At 60.1% G+C, this 18,752-nt stretch carries 10 protein-coding genes and 1 pseudogene; 4 read left to right on the top strand and 7 right to left on the bottom strand.

What is annotated here, in order from left to right:
* Positions 1–311: 311 nt before the first annotated feature.
* From NB231_RS11775 to NB231_RS11750, 6 genes are all read right to left on the bottom strand, one after another.
* Complete coding sequence (locus NB231_RS11775; RefSeq protein ID WP_005003099.1) at positions 312–1,574, bottom strand: aspartate kinase; 1,263 nt, start codon at positions 1,572–1,574, stop codon at positions 312–314.
* Positions 1,575–1,630: 56 nt separating this feature from the next.
* Positions 1,631–4,240 carry an alanine--tRNA ligase gene (alaS, locus tag NB231_RS11770; protein ID WP_005003096.1) on the bottom strand — a complete coding sequence of 870 codons (2,610 nt, stop codon included), beginning with the start codon at positions 4,238–4,240 and terminating at the stop codon, positions 1,631–1,633.
* Positions 4,241–4,255: 15 nt separating this feature from the next.
* Positions 4,256–4,744 (bottom strand): regulatory protein RecX, encoded by a 489-nt coding sequence (locus tag NB231_RS11765; RefSeq protein ID WP_005003094.1) that lies wholly within the window; start codon positions 4,742–4,744, stop codon positions 4,256–4,258.
* A gap of 2 nt (positions 4,745–4,746) precedes the next feature.
* On the bottom strand, positions 4,747–5,796 hold the full coding sequence (recA, locus tag NB231_RS11760) for a recombinase RecA (RefSeq protein WP_040663931.1): 1,050 nt from the start codon (positions 5,794–5,796) through the stop codon (positions 4,747–4,749).
* A gap of 59 nt (positions 5,797–5,855) precedes the next feature.
* Entirely contained in the window at positions 5,856–6,449 is a 594-nt protein-coding gene (gene thpR, locus NB231_RS11755) for an RNA 2',3'-cyclic phosphodiesterase (protein ID WP_005003091.1), read from the bottom strand.
* A gap of 93 nt (positions 6,450–6,542) precedes the next feature.
* On the bottom strand, positions 6,543–7,037 hold the full coding sequence (locus tag NB231_RS11750) for a CinA family protein (protein WP_005003089.1): 495 nt from the start codon (positions 7,035–7,037) through the stop codon (positions 6,543–6,545).
* A 156-nt stretch (positions 7,038–7,193) separates the two neighbouring features.
* On the opposite strand from NB231_RS11750, the gene mutS reads away from it, so the two are divergent.
* The 3 genes from mutS to NB231_RS11735 all read left to right on the top strand — a co-directional run bounded on the left by mutS (position 7,194) and on the right by NB231_RS11735 (position 16,062).
* Entirely contained in the window at positions 7,194–9,761 is a 2,568-nt protein-coding gene (gene mutS / locus NB231_RS11745) for a DNA mismatch repair protein MutS (RefSeq protein WP_005003084.1), read from the top strand.
* A 403-nt stretch (positions 9,762–10,164) separates the two neighbouring features.
* The gene (locus NB231_RS16990; protein ID WP_005003080.1) at positions 10,165–13,164 is read left to right on the top strand and encodes a hypothetical protein; all 3,000 of its coding nucleotides are present in this window, start codon (positions 10,165–10,167) and stop codon (positions 13,162–13,164) included.
* An 18-nt stretch (positions 13,165–13,182) separates the two neighbouring features.
* A complete protein-coding gene (locus NB231_RS11735; protein WP_005003077.1) occupies positions 13,183–16,062 on the top strand; it encodes a hypothetical protein in 2,880 nt (959 codons plus the stop codon).
* 198 nt (positions 16,063–16,260) lie between these two features.
* Here NB231_RS11735 and NB231_RS19720 read toward each other — a convergent pair whose 3' ends face one another.
* Positions 16,261–16,824 (bottom strand): IS1634 family transposase, encoded by a 564-nt coding sequence (locus tag NB231_RS19720; RefSeq protein WP_005003073.1) that lies wholly within the window; start codon positions 16,822–16,824, stop codon positions 16,261–16,263.
* Positions 16,825–17,060: 236 nt separating this feature from the next.
* Here NB231_RS19720 and NB231_RS11725 point away from each other — a divergent pair.
* Positions 17,061–17,867, top strand: a pseudogene (locus tag NB231_RS11725) (IS1380 family transposase); the annotation flags it as partial.
* Between the last annotated feature and the right edge of the window lie 885 nt (positions 17,868–18,752).

Genomic DNA, 18,752 nt, shown 5'->3' with positions numbered 1-18,752 from the left:
CTCTCCTTGCTTTCGATCCGCCCGGCTCCTGCCCCGCAACACTATAATGCTTCCTGCGTCCTCACATCACCGACAGCGTTCCCTTCGCCATGCTCTCTGTCGGCGATATAGGCCGGTCCCGGCCATAATCCCGGAGGGCGGATCATCGACGCTACCGGCTCGGAGATCGACGTGAGACCAAGCTTGTGCGGGTCAATCGGACGTCAACCACATCCAACCTCTGAACCTAATCAAGCCAAGTGAAATACCAACCATCTTCTTTATATTAGTCGGGACTGACTAACTAACTACTGCACAATCGGCAAAGGATCTCAGCCCACCTCCGCGCCCTCCACTTTCACCCTGCGTCCATCCTTGTCATCGAGGTCGAAAGCTCTATGTAAGGCGCGGGTACCGAGCTCCAAATACTTCTCATCAACCACAACGGAAATCTTTATCTCGGAGGTGGAAATCATCTGGATGTTGATCCCTTCATCCGCCAGCGCAGTAAACATCCGGCTGGCGACGGCGGCATGCGAGCGCATTCCTACCCCGACCAGCGAGAGCTTGACGATATCCGTATCGCCAAACACTTCACGCGCCCCCAGTTCCTGAGCGTGCTTTTGGGTAAGCTCAAGCGCCCGCTCGTACTCGCTGCGGTGGACCGTGAACGTGAAGTCCGTCAGACCTTCTTTGCTGATATTTTGAACAATCATATCCACGTTGATATTAGCGGCGGAGACCGGACCGAGGATTTGGGCCGCAATTCCCGGGCGATCCGGCACGCCCAGAATGGTGAGCTTTGCCTCGTCACGGTTGAATGCGATACTCGATATCAACGGTTCTTCCATGCCTTCCACCTCATAAGTGATAAGCGTGCCGGGACCTTCTTCGAACGAGGACAGCACGCGCAGCGGTACCTGATATTTACCGGCGAACTCGACAGCGCGGATCTGCAGCACTTTGGAACCGAGGCTGGCCATCTCCAGCATCTCCTCGAAAGTGATCCGATCCAAGCGTCGAGCCGTAGGCACCACCCTGGGGTCGGTCGTATAGACGCCGTCAACATCGGTAAAAATCTGGCACTCGCCCGCACCGAGTGCAGCGGCAAGCGCAACGGCGGTGGTATCGGAACCGCCGCGTCCGAGCGTGGTAATGGCTCCGGTCTCATCGACACCCTGGAAACCGGCTACGACAACGATGCGCCCCAGCTTTAAATCCTCGACAAGATGCTCCTCGTCGATATCGAGAATGCGCGCTTTGCTGTGGGAGCTATCGGTTAGGATACGCACCTGGGCGCCCGTATAGCAGCGAGCGGCCACCCCCAGGCGCTCGAGCGCCATCGTCAGCAGCGCGATGGTCACCTGCTCACCCGTCGACAACAGCATATCGAGCTCGCGCGGTGCCGGACATTGGGAATGCGAAACCTCGTAGGCAAGCGCAAGCAGACGGTCCGTCTCCCCTTTCATCGCGGAGAGCACGACGACGATGTCGTTTCCCGCGCTACGAGTAGCGGCCGCCTTGCGGGCGACATGCTCGATGCGTGGAACGGTCGCTACCGAGCTACCGCCATATTTCTGAACGATAAGCGCCATGTTCCTGCCTATTGTCTCATATTGACGCACCAGGCCTTCGAAGGCCGAAACTCAGTTTAGCTCAGCCGCTCACGCACCCACGCCGCCACCGATTCGAGTGCCTGATCAAGCTGGGTAGGATCACTCCCCCCCGCTTGCGCGAAATCCGCTCGACCACCGCCGCGCCCACCGATTTGCGAGGCCACCGCATTGATAAGCTCGCCGGCTTTGAGACGGTCGGTGAAATCCTTCGTCACGCCACCGACCAGGCGCACCTTCTCGCCGTCCACACTTGCCAGGACGACCACGGCGCTGCCGAGCTTGTGCTTGAGCTGATCCAAGGTGTCGCGCAGCGCTCGGTTGTCACCTCCCTCCACCGTCGTCGCCAGCACTTTGACTCCATCGATCAGCACGGCCCGATCGGCGAGATTCGTGCCCGCCTGACTGGCAAGCTTTTGTTGCTGGCGCGCCAACTCCTTTTCCAGTTGACGGCTCCGGTCGATCAACTGCTCGAGGCGCAGTTCAATGTTGTCGCTGCTGCAACGCAGCAGCTCGCCCACGTGAGCGAGCTGCCGGGATACCGTCTCCGCCCAAGCCACCGCACACTGACCGGTTATTGCCTCGATGCGGCGTATACCGGCCGAGATACCGGTTTCGGAGACCAGCTTGAAAAAGCCGATATCGCCCGTTCGGCGCACATGAGTACCACCGCAGAGCTCGGTCGAGAACTCGCCGAAGCGCATCACACGAACGGTATCGGCATATTTCTCGCCGAACAGCGCAACGGCACCGAAATCCATGGCCTCGTCATAACTCATGTAGCGCACGTCCGCGACATCGTTCGCTCGGATCCGGTCGTTGACCAGCCGCTCGACGCGCTCGAGCTGCTCTCGACTCACAGGTTCGAAGTGGGTGAAGTCGAAGCGCAGGCGATCCGGGGCGACCAACGAACCCTTCTGCTGGGCATGCTCGCCGAGTACTCGGCGCAACGCCGCGTGCAGTAGATGGGTGGCGGAATGGTTCAGCACCGTGGCTTGGCGCCGCTCGGCGTCGACCCGCGTGCTCACCCGCTCACCCGCAGCGAGCCGGCCTTGACGCACCACGCCGACATGCCCGAAGGCGCCGCGGTACTTGACCGTATCCCAGACCTCGAACTCCAGCTCGGATGCCAGCAACCAGCCTCGGTCACCCACTTGGCCACCGGACTCCGCGTAGAACGGGGTCCGGTCCAGCAGAACCATACCTTGCTCGCCCGCCTCCAAGTGATTGCGCCGCCGGCCTTCCGCATAAAGCGCGGTCACCAAGCCCTGATCCTGCAGGTGATCATAGCCGGTGAACTCGGTATGCCCTTCGAAATCACCGGTCTCCTTATAATCCACTTTGAACGCGCTCGCCGCCCGGGCCCGCTCGCGTTGCGCCGCCATGGCCTGCTCAAAGCCCGGCATATCGAGCCCCAGGCCGCGCTCACGCGCGATATCGCCCGTTAAATCCACTGGGAAGCCGTATGTATCGTAGAGCTTGAAGATGGTCGCACCGGGGATGGTCTGGCTCTCAAGGCGCCGCAGATCCCCTTCGAGCAGCTTCAAGCCCTGCTCCAAAGTCTCGCGGAATCGCTCCTCTTCTTGCTTGAGGATGCGCTCGGCTTGAGCTCGACCCTGTTCGAGCGCCGGATAGGCCGCTCCCATTTTCTCTACCAAAGGCGAAACCAAGCGGTAGAAAAACGCCTCCTCGATCCCGAGCTTATAACCGTGGCGAATGGCGCGGCGGATAATCCGCCGCAATACGTAACCTCGCCCCTCGTTGCCGGGGAAAACCCCATCGACGATCAGAAAAGCACAGGCGCGGATATGATCGGCGATCACGCGCAGCGAGTTATTGCTCAGATCGGCACTACCGGCGACCCGTGCCGCCGAGTGGACTAGGTGGTGAAACAGATCGATCTCGAAATTATTGTGCATACCCTGGACGACGGCGGCGATGCGCTCGAGCCCCATGCCGGTATCCACGCAAGGCCTGGGTAGCGCCGACAGCCGCCCGTGCTCGTCCCGGTCATACTGCATGAATACGAGATTCCAGATCTCGACGAAACGATCACCGTCGGCCTGCGCCGAGCCGGGCGGACCGCCAGCAACCTCCGGACCGTGATCATAGAAGATCTCCGAGCAAGGCCCGCAGGGCCCCGTATCTCCCATCGCCCAGAAGTTATCGTGCGCGCCGATGCGAGCAAACCGCTCGGGTGCCACACCGATCTCCTCGAGCCAAATATTGGCCGCCTCATCGTCTTCCTCGAAAACCGTTACCCACAGCCGTTGCGGTGGCAGCTGCAAGACTTCGGTGAGGAACTCCCAGGCATACTGGATCGCTTCGCGCTTGAAGTAATCGCCGAAACTGAAGTTGCCCAACATCTCGAAGAAAGTGTGATGCCGAGCCGTGTAGCCCACATTCTCGAGGTCGTTGTGCTTGCCGCCGGCGCGCACGCAGCGCTGGGCACTGGCCGCGCGGCTATAGGGGCGCCGCTCGTGGCCGAGGAATGTCTCCTTGAACTGCACCATTCCGGCATTGGTGAACAGCAGTGTCGGGTCATTCGTCGGCACTAAGGAGCTACTGGGAACGATCTCGTGATCGTTGGCACGAAAATAATCGAGAAACGCCTGGCGAATCTCCGCGCTTGTCTTGGCTCTGTCCATGTCGTGTTCGTGCCGTTACCCTATGGTGCATGAACGATCATTCGCTCGCGCACCTATATCCTGTAATGCCATGCGAATCTGATCACGCGTGAACCCGCGATTCAAGAGAAACCGAAACCGGCGTTGCTGCTCTTTTAGGGATGCGCTCGAAGGATCACCGAAGCGCCTAACGCAATGGCGCTGCGCCAAGCGTATCCACTCAGCATCATTGCATTGCAGATGGGATTCCACGAGTGCCGCATCGACACCGTGCTGAGATAACTCAGCGCGGATCCGCAAGGGCCCATAACCACGGCTGCGCCGTTCGTGAACAAGCGCTGCGGCGTAACGTGCGTCGCTCACCCAGCCTCCGCGTGCGAGTTCGGCAACCACTGCCTCCACCAGAGGGAGTGCATAGCCGCGTTGACGCAGCTTATGCGTGAGCTCGTATGCTGAATGCTCGCGCCGACTCAACAAGCGCCGTGCAGACGCGCGCGCCGCCTGCCGCATCTGCTCATCGGGCATGTTCAGGCCTCGGCCGGCGGTGTTCGGGCGCTGTCCGCGACCTCTCCAGCAGAGCTAGCCGGCTTGCTGAACAGCTGTTCGCGCAGCCTGCTCTCGATCTGAACGGCAACCTCCGGCTGTGCCTTGAGAAAGCTGCGGACGTTGTCTTTACCCTGCCCGATACGCTCCCCAGCGTAGCTATACCAGGCACCGGCCTTCTCCACAATGCCCTCTCTGACGCCGAGCTCGATGAGCTCGCCTTGACGCGAAATCCCCTCGCCGTAGAGAATTTCGAACTCCGCCTGCTTGAAGGGCGGAGCCATTTTGTTCTTCACCACCTTCACCCGAGTTTGGTTGCCGATGATCTCGTCACCCTTTTTGATGGCGCCAATCCGGCGAATATCGAGCCGTACCGAAGAGTAAAACTTGAGCGCGTTGCCACCCGTCGTAGTCTCCGGGTTGCCGAACATCACGCCAATCTTCATCCGAATCTGATTGATGAATATAACCAGGCTGTGCGAACGCTTGATGTTGGCCGTGAGCTTGCGCAGGGCCTGCGACATCAGCCGCGCCTGCAAACCGACGTGGGAATCACCCATCTCGCCTTCGATCTCGGCCTTCGGCGTAAGCGCGGCAACCGAATCGACCACGATGATGTCCACGGCGCCGGAGCGCACCAGCATATCGGTGATCTCTAATGCCTGCTCACCGGTATCGGGCTGAGAGAGCAGCAACTCGTTGATATCGACCCCGAGCTTCTGCGCGTAGTCCGGATCCAACGCATGCTCGGCATCGACAAAAGCCGCTATCCCGCCGGCTTTCTGCGCCTCGGCGATCGTCTGCAGCGTCAACGTCGTCTTGCCTGACGATTCGGGACCATAGATTTCCACCACCCGGCCGCGCGGCAACCCACCGATGCCCAGAGCAATGTCCAAACTGAGGGAACCGGTGGAAATAACGGGAACATCCCGTACCGCTTGCATATCGCCCATGCGCATCACTGTGCCCTTGCCGAATTGTTTCTCGATCTGCCCGAGCGCGAGATTCAATGCTTTCTTGCGGTTTTCGTCCATGCCCATCCCCTGCTGTCGCTATATGTTGTCGTCGTCCTGAGACAACAGCCGATTTTCGATTATTTCATATTCCCAGGAGACGTCCCACCCTTGTCTGACTCCCAACCCTTTGTGTTTCTAGGCTGCAACGGCCATTCACACAAAATCTCGTAGCGGGCACCGGCGCGTTCTAGGTGCGAGCGGATCAGGGTGATCCGCTCGATTGGCCAAACCACCGGTGTGACGTCGTGAAAAGCATGCGGCGCCGAGCGTCGCGCGAGGGTCATGTGCGGAGCAAAACGTCGGCTTGGAACCGGAAAGCCGGCCTTGCGCAAAACTTGTCTCAGCTCCCGGTTCAATCGCCCCAGCACTGCCGGCGTATGACTGGGTGCGATCCAGGAGATGCGCGGTCGCGGCCAGCAACCGATGCGATCCAACTCGAGTGCAAACGTCGCTCCGACCAGGTTCGCGCCGATGGCCCGCACACGCGGCATGGCCTCGCCCGGCACATCACCCAAGAACGCGAGGGTAACGTGCAGGTTCTCCGGTGGTACCAAACGCCCGTCGGGAACCAGCCGCCGTGCCAGCCTCGCCACGGCGCAGCGCACCCCCTCGTCGGGCCATAGCGCCAGGAACAGGCGCTGAGTGTCACCATCTGAGCAATTGTCGGGCATAAAATCAGTGACCCACCTTGCCCGTCATACAATTAATGCAGCGAGCCTAGCACGGAACCGAGACAGTGCCAGACGCAGCGTACCGATCAGAGCCTAGCGCAGCAATTCGATCAACCCCTGCAGCGCCGCCGCCACCGCCTGCCGGCGGATGCCCTCGCGTTCACCCTGGAAATGCGTCCCCTCGGTAACCGGCACTGTGCCTGCGCGGTACCACGCGAGCCAAACTAAACCCACCGGTTTCGCGGGTGTGCCACCCTCCGGGCCGGCAATCCCTGTGACGGCAACGCTCACCTCGGCCGCCCCGCGGGTGAGGGCACCGCGCGCCATCGCCACAGCCACCTCCTGGCTGACCGCCCCATAGGCCGTCAGGGTGCGCGAGGGGACATCCAGCAGTTCCACTTTCGCGGCATTGGAGTAGGTAACGAGGCCCCGATCGAACCACCGCGAGCAACCCGGCACATCGGTAAGCACTTTAGCGATCCAGCCGCCGGTACAAGACTCGGCGGTTGTCAGGCGCAGTCTCCGAGCCTCGAGTAAGCGCCCGACCCGCTGAGCCAGCTCGCTCAGATCCCGTTCTCCCGTGATCACCGCTCGCCTCCTCTGACCAACTCTAAATTCTCCGCTTCTCCCATCTATCCAAAGTGCCACTCAAGCGGCCATGCACAAACGGCGAAGTGCTCGTTATACTGCCCTGCCTTGCCTCCGTTGCGATCCACGGACACAAAACGACCAGCCAAGGGAACCATGAACGAGGCGAACGCCCAAGCAAAGCCCCACACTCCCATGATGCAGCAGTACTTGCGCATCAAAGCCGAGCATCCGGATATCCTAATGTTCTACCGGATGGGTGATTTCTACGAATTGTTCTATGACGATGCGCGGCGGGCGGCCAGACTACTGGACATCACTCTGACCAGCCGCGGCGAATCGGCCGGTGAACCCATCCCAATGGCTGGGGTTCCAGTGCATGCCTATGAGAGCTATTTGAGCAAGCTGGTGCGCCGCGGCGAGTCGGTGGCAATCTGCGAGCAATTCGGCGATCCGGCAACGACCAAAGGACCGGTGGAACGACGGGTCGTCCGAATCGTTACCCCCGGCACGCTCACCGATGAGGCGTTGCTCGACGAGCGTCGCAGCGCACTGCTGGCGGCTGTAAAATGCAACGCCGAGCGCTTCGGTATCGCCGCTTTGGAGCTGGCCAGCGGCCGCTTCACCGTCAGCGAAATAAACGGCGCCGATGAGCTGCAGGCCGAGTTGGAACGCCTGCGACCGGCCGAGTTGCTGCTCGCCGAGGACGTTGCCGCCCCGGCGTCGATCGCGCAGCGTCCGGGGCTAACGCACCGTCCCTCCTGGCACTTCGATATACAGACCGCACAGCGCCTGCTGAGTCGACAGTTCGGCACTCAGGATCTGCACGGCTTCGGCGTGGTGGACCTGCCGCTCGCGATCGGCGCGGCGGGCTGCTTGCTCCAGTACGTGAGCGATACCCAGCGTGCCGCACTCCCCCATATCCGCAGTTTGCGGGTCGAGGCGCGCGAGGACAGCCTACTCCTCGATGCCACGAGTCGGCGCAATCTGGAACTGGAATACAATCTCTCCGGGGCCACCGAGCACACGTTGGCTTGGGTGCTCGATAGCGCCGTCACCGGCATGGGCAGCCGCCTGCTGCGGCGCTGGATCAATCGGCCCTTACGCGATCACGAGCGACTGCGCCATCGTCAGCAGGCGCTGGCGGCGTTCATGGGCAATGGACACCTTACTCAACTACGCGAACAGCTGCACGGCCTAGCCGATGTGGAGCGGATCACGGCGCGCATCGCGATGAAATCCGCGCGGCCGCGGGATTTGACGGGATTGCGCGCGGCGTTGCGGCGGGTGCCGGAAATTCGGGCCACTTTGGAACACTGTGACGCCCCGCGACTGGCCGCGCTGGCCGAAGCCCTTGGGGATCATTCCAAAACCTCGGACCTGCTTGGCCGAGCCTTGGTGGATACCCCACCGGTCCTGCTCCGCGACGGTGGCGTCATCGCCGAGGGTTACGATCCGCCGCTCGATGAACTGCGCGGACTCCGGCGCAACGCCGATCAATATCTGCTTGAGCTGGAACAACGCGAGCGCGAGGCGACCGGGATTGCCAACCTCAAAGTGAGCTACAACCGCGTCCACGGCTACTACATCGAGATCAGCCGCGGACAAAGTGATCTGGCGCCGGATCACTACCTCCGACGCCAAACGCTCAAAGGCGCGGAACGCTACATCACCCCGGAACTCAAGTCGTTCGAAGACAAGATCCTCTCCGCTCGCGAGCGCGCCTTGCTGCGCGAAAAAATGCTCTACGAGGAACTGCTCGAGCGCCTCGCCGCCGGGCTCGATGCGTTGCTGCGTTGCGCTGAGGCATTGGCCGAGGTGGACACCCTGGCCTGCCTAGCGGAGCGTGCCGAAGCGCTGAGCTACACTCGACCGGAGCTCACGGCGCAACCGAGGGTGTGGATCGAAGGGGGACGTCACCCCGTGGTCGAGCAAGTGCTGGAAGAACCCTTCGTTGCCAACGACCTCAGCTTGGATGACAGCAACCGGATGCTGATCGTCACCGGCCCCAATATGGGCGGCAAATCCACCTTTATGCGGCAAACCGCCTTGATCGTGCTGCTTGCGCACATCGGCAGTTTCGTACCGGCAAACCAGGCGGTGATCGGTCCCATCGACCGCATTTTCACTCGCATCGGCGCCTCCGATGACCTAACCGGCGGGCGCTCCACGTTTATGGTCGAGATGACCGAGACGGCCGCCATCCTCCATAACGCCACGCCCGAGAGCCTGGTGCTGCTGGACGAGATCGGCCGTGGCACCGGTACTTTCGACGGTCTGGCGCTGGCCTGGGCAACCGCGGCAGACCTGGCCGGCCGGCTCGGCGCTTTCACTTTGTTCGCCACCCATTACTTCGAGCTGACCGCACTGCCGGAGCACTATACGAGCGCGCGCAACGTCCATCTCGACGCCGCGGAGCACGGTACGGGCATCGTTTTCCTACATGCCTTGAAGGAGGGGCCGGCCAACCAGAGCTACGGCCTGCAGGTAGCCACGCTGGCCGGAATCCCGCCGGCGGTCATCACCGCAGCGCGGCACAAGCTCCGGCAACTCGAGGAGACGGCCCGGGCACGCCCCCCCACCCGCGCGGCACAACTGCCTCTGTTTGACCCCTCGCCCGGCCAGCCGGCGCTCGAGTGCCTACGCGAGCTCGAACCCGACACGCTCACACCGCGACAGGCCCTGGAGTTACTCTACGAGCTCAAGACACTCGCCGACAATTAATTGCTCCGTTCGCCCGCGAACTAACCGACGTAATCAGCGCATTTTTGATCATCACCGAGATCGGGACCGGGAAGAGAATCGAGGGCCAAGTCTAACGTACTAATGATAGACCTGCCCCTGGACTGGCACTTCGACTTCCAAATGACATGAGAGTAAACGTTTTAACGAAACGAAGTACTAGGACTTTTCCTGCGTAAAAGTGCGATCTGGTCCTCACCGGCATCGTGCGAAACAAATCCGAAAATCGCCGACTTGCAACTATAGCTCGGCCCACAGCACCCGGCCTCACTATACTATCAGCATGTGTCCCTTCGATTTCGCCAAGCACGAACACCAGATGCGAACGCTCCGCTTTAGCTGAACTTCATGCCTTCCATGGAGCCGGAAAGAGAGGAGACACGCCATGGAGAATGTCTTCCGTTACATGGCCGTCCGAGGACCGCAACGGCTGCGCTCCGCCAACACCCTGGTGCCAATCGATGTGCCGCCGCAGAACCGCTCGGATTTCCGTCAACAGCTCGCCCAACTGAAGAACGCGAATGCCGACCGCACAGACTTTGCCCAGGCCGCGGTCGCCCACCAACAGACTGTTCAATTTGTCGAGCCTCTAGCCGGGCCGTTTCGCAACCTCTACGAGCTTGAAATCGCCCTGGGCGGCAGCCCCCTAAGCGCGGGTGAGTTGCTGGCGACAGCGACCGACGTGTTTGGTTTGGACCCAGGCAATGCTGCCGCCGAACTGCGTGCACTGCTGCAAAGCCAGGATGGATTGGAGACGCGCCGGCGTCTGGTCGACGCGATCTTGAGCATCACCTTTGTTCCTCCGCCTCCTGTTCATGTCCCCGACGAGCTGGTGCGGTCAATCAAGCTCGTGCATCTGCTCTCGCTGGCGGCTGCAGGCCGCTGGCCCTTTGACGTCCCGCATTCCATCGATCTGCTCATCGACCGATTGGTTCCGGTCGTGCCAACCGACGTTTTCAGCATCAAGGCCGGTCGTCCTCAGCCAAAGGGAGGCGGGGCACCGGGGAACGGCGATGCGGGCGACGATCTCGATCGCAGGATTTCCAGCCTGAATGCATCGCTGGCCGAGCTCACCCAGCCTCACCTCCTTATGCAACTCGAGCCTGGCGACCCCTTGTCGTTCACCGGCGCCAACTACACTCCACCCCGCACGGGATTTTTCTCGCTGTTCGACTTCGGAGGCGGTGAGGAGGACTCGATCGACGTGCCGCCTGACCGCGTGGTCACCGCTCCGGGCGTAAGGCTGTCGGGCAGCGCCTATGACGGCCTCAGTAAAGAGACGCGCGAAACCCTGACGACTCTCGGTTTCGGGCGAGAGAACACAAATCTGGCCGCGGCTTCTCAGATCGTCGGGGAAGAATTGGCACGGGCCGAGGCGCAGGCCGCACCTGCTGCGCGCTACTCCTTGTTGTTCGGAAACATGCTGATCTCGATGTCCGGATTTCAACCTCGGTCGACCGGCGGATTCACGCCTGTGATCACCCCTGCGGCGCTGCTCCCGCTCTCCTGTATCCACTACGCGGGTCAAGGTGAACTGCGCATCGTGCGGCAGGAGCTCATTGCCTATGAGTTGGCCGACATTGCTCACATCGAGAACGTCCTTGCCGGCGAGGAGAAGGAGCGTACTCATCGCCGGCTGGACCGGCGGGAGGAAGTGGAGAGAGAGCTCGTTGAAGAGATCACCCAATCCGAACGTGATTTGCAGAGCACTGAGCGTCACGAACTGGAAGCCGAATCGCAACGGACCGCGCAATTGGCCGTGAACGTGGAAGGCGGTCTCACGGTGACCGGCAGCTATGGCCCATCCGTCAGTTTCACCGCCAACGCAAGTGCCGGCTTCTCGTACCAAAGCGAAACTTCAAGCCGGCGCGCCTCCCGGTTCGCCCGCGAAGTCGTGGATCGAACGGTCGAGCGCATCAAGGAACGAATTCTCAGAGAGCGACAGGTCATTCGGATACGAGAAGTAGAGGAAACCAATCTGCACGGCCTGCGAAACGCGTCTGCGGGCGCGCGGCACATTCGCGGAGTCTACAGGTGGCTGAACAAGATCTATCGGGCCCAGGTCTATACCTATGGCATGCGGAACATGTTCGAATTCATAGTACCCGAACCGGCGGCGTTTTACCTGTGGTCGCTGGTCAAGGCTCAGACCGCGTCGACACCGCTTCCAGAGCTCGATCCGCCGGATTTCGGTCCAGAAGGGATCACCGAAAGAAACTGGTTCCGCAAAGCAGCCGAGTATGGCGCCCAAGGGGTGCAGCCACCGCCGCCACAACTGACCTTCGTCAGCCATGCAACAAGCCTCGCAGCGCAGGAGCGCGCCTACCACACAGCTACGCACGAATTCAAGGTGCCCGACGGCTATGAGGCTTTCGGAGCCGTATGCAACGTCGCCCGCGCTTCAGCCGGACTGTCAAAGGAGGAACGGAGATCCGGCAAACATCGAGCCGGCTGGCGGCTCATGGTCCACAATGCGATCTTGGCCGGCGGAAAAGAAGACAAGGTCGAGGCGATCTTCTTTGGCGGCGACTATGTCAGCGGTCAAGTACCGGTCGGCTTCCGCGACTGGAACAATTTCAGCTATGTCATCGCCGTAAACTTGATGTGCATCAGAACCGATGCCCATATGAGTAAATGGCGCTACGATACCTTTTCCGCAATTCAAGATGCCTATCGCGATTACCAGGCGGACTACCAGGCGCGTCTGGCGCAGGCGGAAATCGGCGAAGGAATTCAGGTCCTAGGCCGCAACCCTGCAGAGAACGGGCGCATCATCCGCGATGAGCTGCAACGCTCTTGCCTTTCTTTGCTGACCGGAACGGATCTGGAAGATTACGACGGATTTCAGCCAACCGGGGAAGCCGGCGAATGGCGCCTAGACAAGGCGCGAGCCCTGCACGAAGGATCTGAGGCCCGCTTTTTTCAACACGCCTTCGAATGGGAAAACATGACCTATGTCTTCTATCCCTACTTCTGGGGCCGCTCGGGCGATCGCTGGATCAACGTACTTCATCAATTCGGCGATCCCGATCCAAACTTGGCCACATTCGTGAAGGCGGGCATGGCGCGGGTCCAAGTTCCCGTGCGGCCTGGATTCGAAGCGGTGGTGGCTCGCTATTGTCAGGACGGTGAGCTGTGGGCCGGCGACGACGCGCCGCTTATCGGGGAAGACCTGCACGTTCCAATCATCGATGAAATCAAGCGCGAGCTAGAAGCGCCCGACGAAGGTGTCCCGGTGGACGATCCGTGGGAGTACAGGGTGCCGACCTCCCTGGTCTTGCTGGAAGATGCCGGAAACCTGGTAGGCTTTCGCGATCCTCTGTTCGGTGGTCAGAATGGGGAATCCAACATCGTTTTCCAGCCACCGGAGGGCAATCCTCCCTAACGAACAGGGGATTCTCTCTTGAAGACCAAGGGCCACAAGGATATCGCCTCGTTCTTTTCCGTCGAGGTGATCAAGGATACGGCCAAGCAGCTGCAGATCGCCGCCCAGCCCAACACCCAAGCCATGCTGATCGCCAACTGGCTCACCGACATGGCGCAGATCGTCATTCCGGTCTTTGGCGCGAATCAAGCCGTCGCCGGCTGGATTCGCGGCGCGGTCGATTCGTTCTTCAATCTTGTATTCGCCATCTTTCTTGATGACGGGCGCGGCCAATTCGTGCTGGACAGCATAGCCAAGCAACTGCACCGAATCGGAGACACTGACACGCTCAAGGAGATATTTGACGATTGGACCAGCCATCTAAATGACGCGACCCAACAAACACTGGATCGCCTTCGCCAAGAAATCGAAGATCTTGGTTGCGATAGCGAATTCCTGCCCGACGCCAAGGTGGACAAGACTGACACCGCGCTTGAACTGATTGAGACGATCCGCGAGCAGGCCTGCCGTCAACTCTTGGGAAGGACGCGGGACCTGGAAGAGCTGCCTGACGATTTGCGGCAGCAACTGCAGCGAATAGAAGAGCAGCTGCAGCCGCTGTTTTCACGCCTCACTGATCTGGCCAATCAACTTGAGCTGATCAATCTGGACGACATCCAATCACGGCTCGAGGCCTTCCGCCTTCAGGTTCACGCAAGCGTGGATGCGATCTTTCCGGACAATCACCGTCGTGCGGGAGAAATCAACGAACTCTTCAAATCGATGGTCGCTTTGATCGGCTATTTCAAGTTCGTGCATCCCGAGGAACGCGGCAAAGCACCACGCTTGCCCTATTATGTCTATAAGGCAATCGTCGATGAACACTACGTCGCTGGCTGGACCTACATGCATCTGGACCGGGCGCTGGATGCGAAAGGCCCGTCTCCCTATCGCGCCGAGAACACTCAAGCCGCTGAAACAGCTTACGGCATCTACGATTATTTGCGGGAAGACCTGAAAATCATCATCTCGCGCCTCTATGAGGTCGAGCGAGACTGGGCGATCCCTTTCTTTGAGCTGGGCGAGCACAGGATCGGCGAGCTTTCGAAGCAAGCCCCACCGGTCTCGGATCCCAATTACTTTTGGCACATGGGACTTGCCAAGTTGGGAGCCACACTACACGCCGTGCAAGATTTCTTTGCCCACACAAACTTCGTCGAACATGCGATCCGCAGCGATTGGAAACGCCGGACCAAATTTCTCACCAACCGCCAAAAGTCCCTGATCTTCAAGCGGCTTCACCGCTGGGAACATCAGCCGCAACGCGGCCGCCGCAAGTCTTGGAAAGATTTCCCAGAAGAAACAAACCTGGTCAGCGGATACTTCGACTGTATGGATACGGCCGTTGTGTTCTTTCACGTCCTGTTCGATTTCTTGGCTCAGATCGAAGACGCGTTTGAGACGGAGAACTTCGACAAAGCGCTTTCCGACACCCTGGAAACGGCCGACAAGTTCATTTCCGATCCCTGGGCTGAAGTGAAGCGAAAGCTGGGCGAAGTGGTCGAGATTATTGAGGATCCGAAGAAGGCCGTCGAAGACATCACCAACGAAACGGCCCAGAAGCATAAGGATCTATTGGATAGCTATGGAATTACTAAGCAGCCAAAGCCACCCGCCGATGTTGACAAGCAACTGGTAAAAGACCTGCTGCGTGACAGCCATCTCTTCAGAGACGCAGATCCAGAGGTTCTCGAGCATGCGATCAATACCATTCAACTGATCCACTTTGCGATCAGCGGTCGACGACTCTTGTTCCAATACATCAAGCTCGCGCGCGACATCATCAATCTGGTCAAGCTGGGGAGAAAATTCAGGCGCGCTCCCAGACTCGTCCTTCGGGACGTGCCGGAAAAGGTCATCGAAAAGCTCGCCGATTACGTCCGAAAGGTCCTCGTGCACGAGGTCGAGCGCCATTTCCTGCAAATCATCGGATCGGAAAGATTGGGCAGCCACTCTCTCCTTTCGAAGGACGACGACGCCGCCCTTCTATACAAGGAGGGCTTGCACCTGGCGATGTTCGTGGATGCCTACATCGTGAGCCTGATGATCCGGGCGCCGCACGACCCCGATGATCATCGGTTCAAATCGCCACGCACAGCGCAGGTCACGAAGTGGGAGGATGTCATCGACCATTTTCTCAATCACCCAATTGCCAACTATGAGGTGACGACCACCACCCCGGTACGGTTCCTTGATGACTTTCTGATCCACGTCGACCCGCAAAGACAGCCCAATTCGCTGCTGACACTGGCTCGTCACTTCAAGCGCAACGCGGAGATCCCCACCGAATACAAACGGCGCCCACAGCAACCCCACGGATACATCCGCTACGATTGGAAAGTCGTTGCAGACGCCAATTTTCCCACCTGGGGCCTATCGGAGGAACAGACCAAGTATGTGGTCAACCAAATTTTGTCGACCCCAGGGGCCCAGCATCCGCTCGCGGGACGGGGCTTTCCGGTGAAAGACGGGATCAACTACGCCTTCAAGAACGGAACGCCGGTCGTGATCCCATTTCAGATCGTTGAGTGCACCCTGCTGGATGTCGCCTTCGAGGACCGCGTGTGGTGGATGGCCGTTCTCGATCTTGACGACCTGAGAAAGATGCGCGAGCTCTTCCGGAAATGGAGAAAAGACAGCGACAATGTGCCTTTTGGTCTGGTGTTCGAGCCAGGTAGGCACGCATTCGACCTGGAAGACCCAGCTGGCGGCCGCGCGCTCACCGAATTCCTTGCCCGCGAAATTCAAGTCGGGCAGGCAATCCGCGAGAGGCGAGAAGAAGAGGAACGTTCAGTCCGAATGAAGGGCTCGATGATCCAATGCTTCTTCGACTCCATCGGCAACCGGGCCATTCATTAGGTGCTCCAGTCGGAGCATCACCCCATCCTGCAGCGAAGCGGATGTACCCGACATCATGAAGACGCCATTCGCCCCGATCGGCTCGGTCTAGACTGGTCCTATACCCGACTTTGACAGTGCCTACGCACATGATTCCCTATTTTATAGGTACAACAATAGCTTATGGGCGCTGCTAAAAACACCCATGTACGCAGGTCGTCAGACGAGGTCGAGCAGCGGTGCCGGGGCTTTGATCTTTAGTGCTTTCAGTCTCTTAGCGGCGGCTTGGGCAGGCTCTGTGACCTGCCAGACGGTGCCGTTGGGGCTCGACAATTGCGCGAGTTTTATCTGCTTGAGATCATCGCGGATATTGCGCCAGGTGTCCGCGCAGGCCAGCTCCGCGGCTCGCTCGAGCAGTAACGCCAGCACTGTCAGCGCCACATGAGCGTGGATGCGGTGGACCGCCCAGTGGTAGACCGGGCGCATGCGCAGGCCGCTCTTGAGCGCCCGCCAGGCCTCCTCGACGCGTTGGAGCTGCTTGTAGCCCAAGGCCATGTCCTCGGCGGACAAAGTATCATCATTGCTGTGGACGACGAACTTGCCATCGAGCCGCTCGGCAGCTTTGACTCGGGTGGCATCGATAACGGGCTGGCCCGCCTTCGACAGGCGCAGGTAGCGCCCATAGCGGCGGCTCGCACGTAAGGCGCAGACCCGCTTGCTATGGCCGGGCGTGCACGGATCTCGCAGGCTCTCGATCTCCGCTTGAGTTCGGGGTCTGGCCAACGCAACTGATTGAAATCCTGGAAAACACATCCACCTCTTCGAGGTCAATCCAGCCTTAAAACCCCAATTTCGACCCCGAAATGGGCGGTTCAAGTCCGACCCTGGCGGAAGGGTACGCTCAGTCGTTCAATTTTGGGGTCAAAATTGCATCGCTAAGACCGATTCCGGGCGCGTTGGAACATGCAATTTGCGTACTTTCAATTGGTTGCGCTGGCCCGACCCCGGACCCTGACGCGCTGCGCCCGGGTAAGCGCCCCACGGGCGCGGAGAACGCCGCGATCATTGCCCGCCTCCTGCGCCGTCTGCGCGCCGCGTGGCCGAGCACCCACATCGTGCTGCGCGGCGACGGGCATTTCGCCAACCCCGAGCTCATGGCCCTCGCCTTCGAGGAGACACACACCGACTTCCTCTTCGGGCTCCCCGGCAACGCCGTGCTCACGCGTCTGGCTGTACCCCATCTCGCCGCCACCGGCGCGCTGCATGCGCGCCGCTGCGCCAACGCCAAGCGCGCAGGCGACTCCCCGCCGCCGCGCACCCGTACTTATCATGAGGTCGACTACGCGGCCCGCAGCTGGGTGCATCCCGCGCGCGTGGTCCTCAAAGCCGAGGTCATGGCGCTCGGCGAGAATCCCCGCTACGTGGTCACCTCGCTGGATCTACCCAACCCCGAGGCGCTCTACCGCGATCTCTACTGCGCCCGCGGCCAGGATGAGAACTTCATCAAGATGATGAAAAACGACCTCGCCTGCGACCGCACCTCCAGCCCACGCTTTCTCGCCAATCAGATGCGGCTGTTCTTCGCGGCTGCCGCCTATGTGCTCCACCACAGCCTCTGCCATGAGGTGCTCGTCCACACCGAACTCGCCCGCGCTCAGCCGGCTACGGTGATCACGAAGCTGTTCAAGATCGCCGTACGTGTGGTCGCCTACAAAGACCGCGTCAAGCTCCACCTGCCAAGCAGCTGCCCGGTAAAGGCACTGCTCCATCGGGTCACCGAGATTCTCTACCACAGCCGCCCGCCACCGCGCGGCCAGCCGGCCTGATCCGCGCCGCCTCGCTCCCAAACACTCATCCGGCCGCCGCCGGAGAACCGCCCCTGCGCGCGGCGAGGAGAATCACGCCACTTTCATGCGCTCGAGGCGTCAGCAAGGCGCCATAGCAGCGGATTTCTCCGGGGTAGACGCGCCTTGAGCGGTGCGTGGCGACCGGTTAACCCGGTTAACCGTGCATCTATCGCGCTTTGGTGGAAAAATGAGCTGGCTCGCCGGGTTTATGAAACGATCGGGTTAGGTACACACATCTTCGGGCGGCCTGGAAATTTCTGCTTATCCCAGTCAGTGTCATTGCCCCGTTCGTCGTCAGCCTCATGTGGCCTCTGATCATCAAGCTTAGCGGCGTAGTGGGGTTCACAGGGCCAGGCGATTACGACGCTCCCTATACTTGGTACGCGACTGAGCTGTTCGGTTATTACAGTGACTATGTATGGGTTGCGCTGACGTCCGTCGTGATACTGATTCTCCATCGCGCCGCGAAGTCCACGTGGTCGGCCCGGGCTAAACTGAAATGATGAATGTTCAAAAGAGAATCAAGAAGGCGTTGTCCTTAGATAAAGAACGACGCGAAGTGGCGCTAAGAGAGCTTGCGAAGGAATTGGGGTGTAGCCTGTCATCCACCTATGGCGGCGGCGGAAGTAAACATCTCGAGGATGAACTGGTCAGGAGAATTCAGGAGGCCGCGAGAAGTATTCGAGAGTCCAGACTCTGGTGGTTCGCTGTCATTGCCTCTGTTTCCTCGGCTATCTCCGCCCTTGCCGCTTGGTGCGCGGTCATACTCTTGCGTGTGTCACACTGAGTTTGGTGGATATCGCCCAACAATGCGCTTCATCCGACGCAGCTAGCGCTGCGCGGCTGAGCTTCACCGTTCGGTGG

Source organism: Nitrococcus mobilis Nb-231, from assembly GCF_000153205.1.
GTDB classification, from domain to species: Bacteria; Pseudomonadota; Gammaproteobacteria; order Nitrococcales; family Nitrococcaceae; genus Nitrococcus; species Nitrococcus mobilis.
Note: the sequence above shows the minus strand (reverse complement) of the source record. Positions and strands in the feature narration are given on the sequence as shown.

Coding starts and splice junctions, on each gene's coding strand:
- thpR (WP_005003091.1), bottom strand. CDS start 6,449: ATGCCCGACAATTGCTCAGATGGTGACACTCAGCGCCTGTTCCTGGCG.
- recA (WP_040663931.1), bottom strand. CDS start 5,796: ATGGACGAAAACCGCAAGAAAGCATTGAATCTCGCGCTCGGGCAGATC.
- alaS (WP_005003096.1), bottom strand. CDS start 4,240: ATGGACAGAGCCAAGACAAGCGCGGAGATTCGCCAGGCGTTTCTCGAT.
- NB231_RS11775 (WP_005003099.1), bottom strand. CDS start 1,574: ATGGCGCTTATCGTTCAGAAATATGGCGGTAGCTCGGTAGCGACCGTT.
- NB231_RS16990 (WP_005003080.1), top strand. CDS start 10,165: ATGGAGAATGTCTTCCGTTACATGGCCGTCCGAGGACCGCAACGGCTG.
- NB231_RS11765 (WP_005003094.1), bottom strand. CDS start 4,744: ATGCCCGATGAGCAGATGCGGCAGGCGGCGCGCGCGTCTGCACGGCGC.
- mutS (WP_005003084.1), top strand. CDS start 7,194: ATGAACGAGGCGAACGCCCAAGCAAAGCCCCACACTCCCATGATGCAG.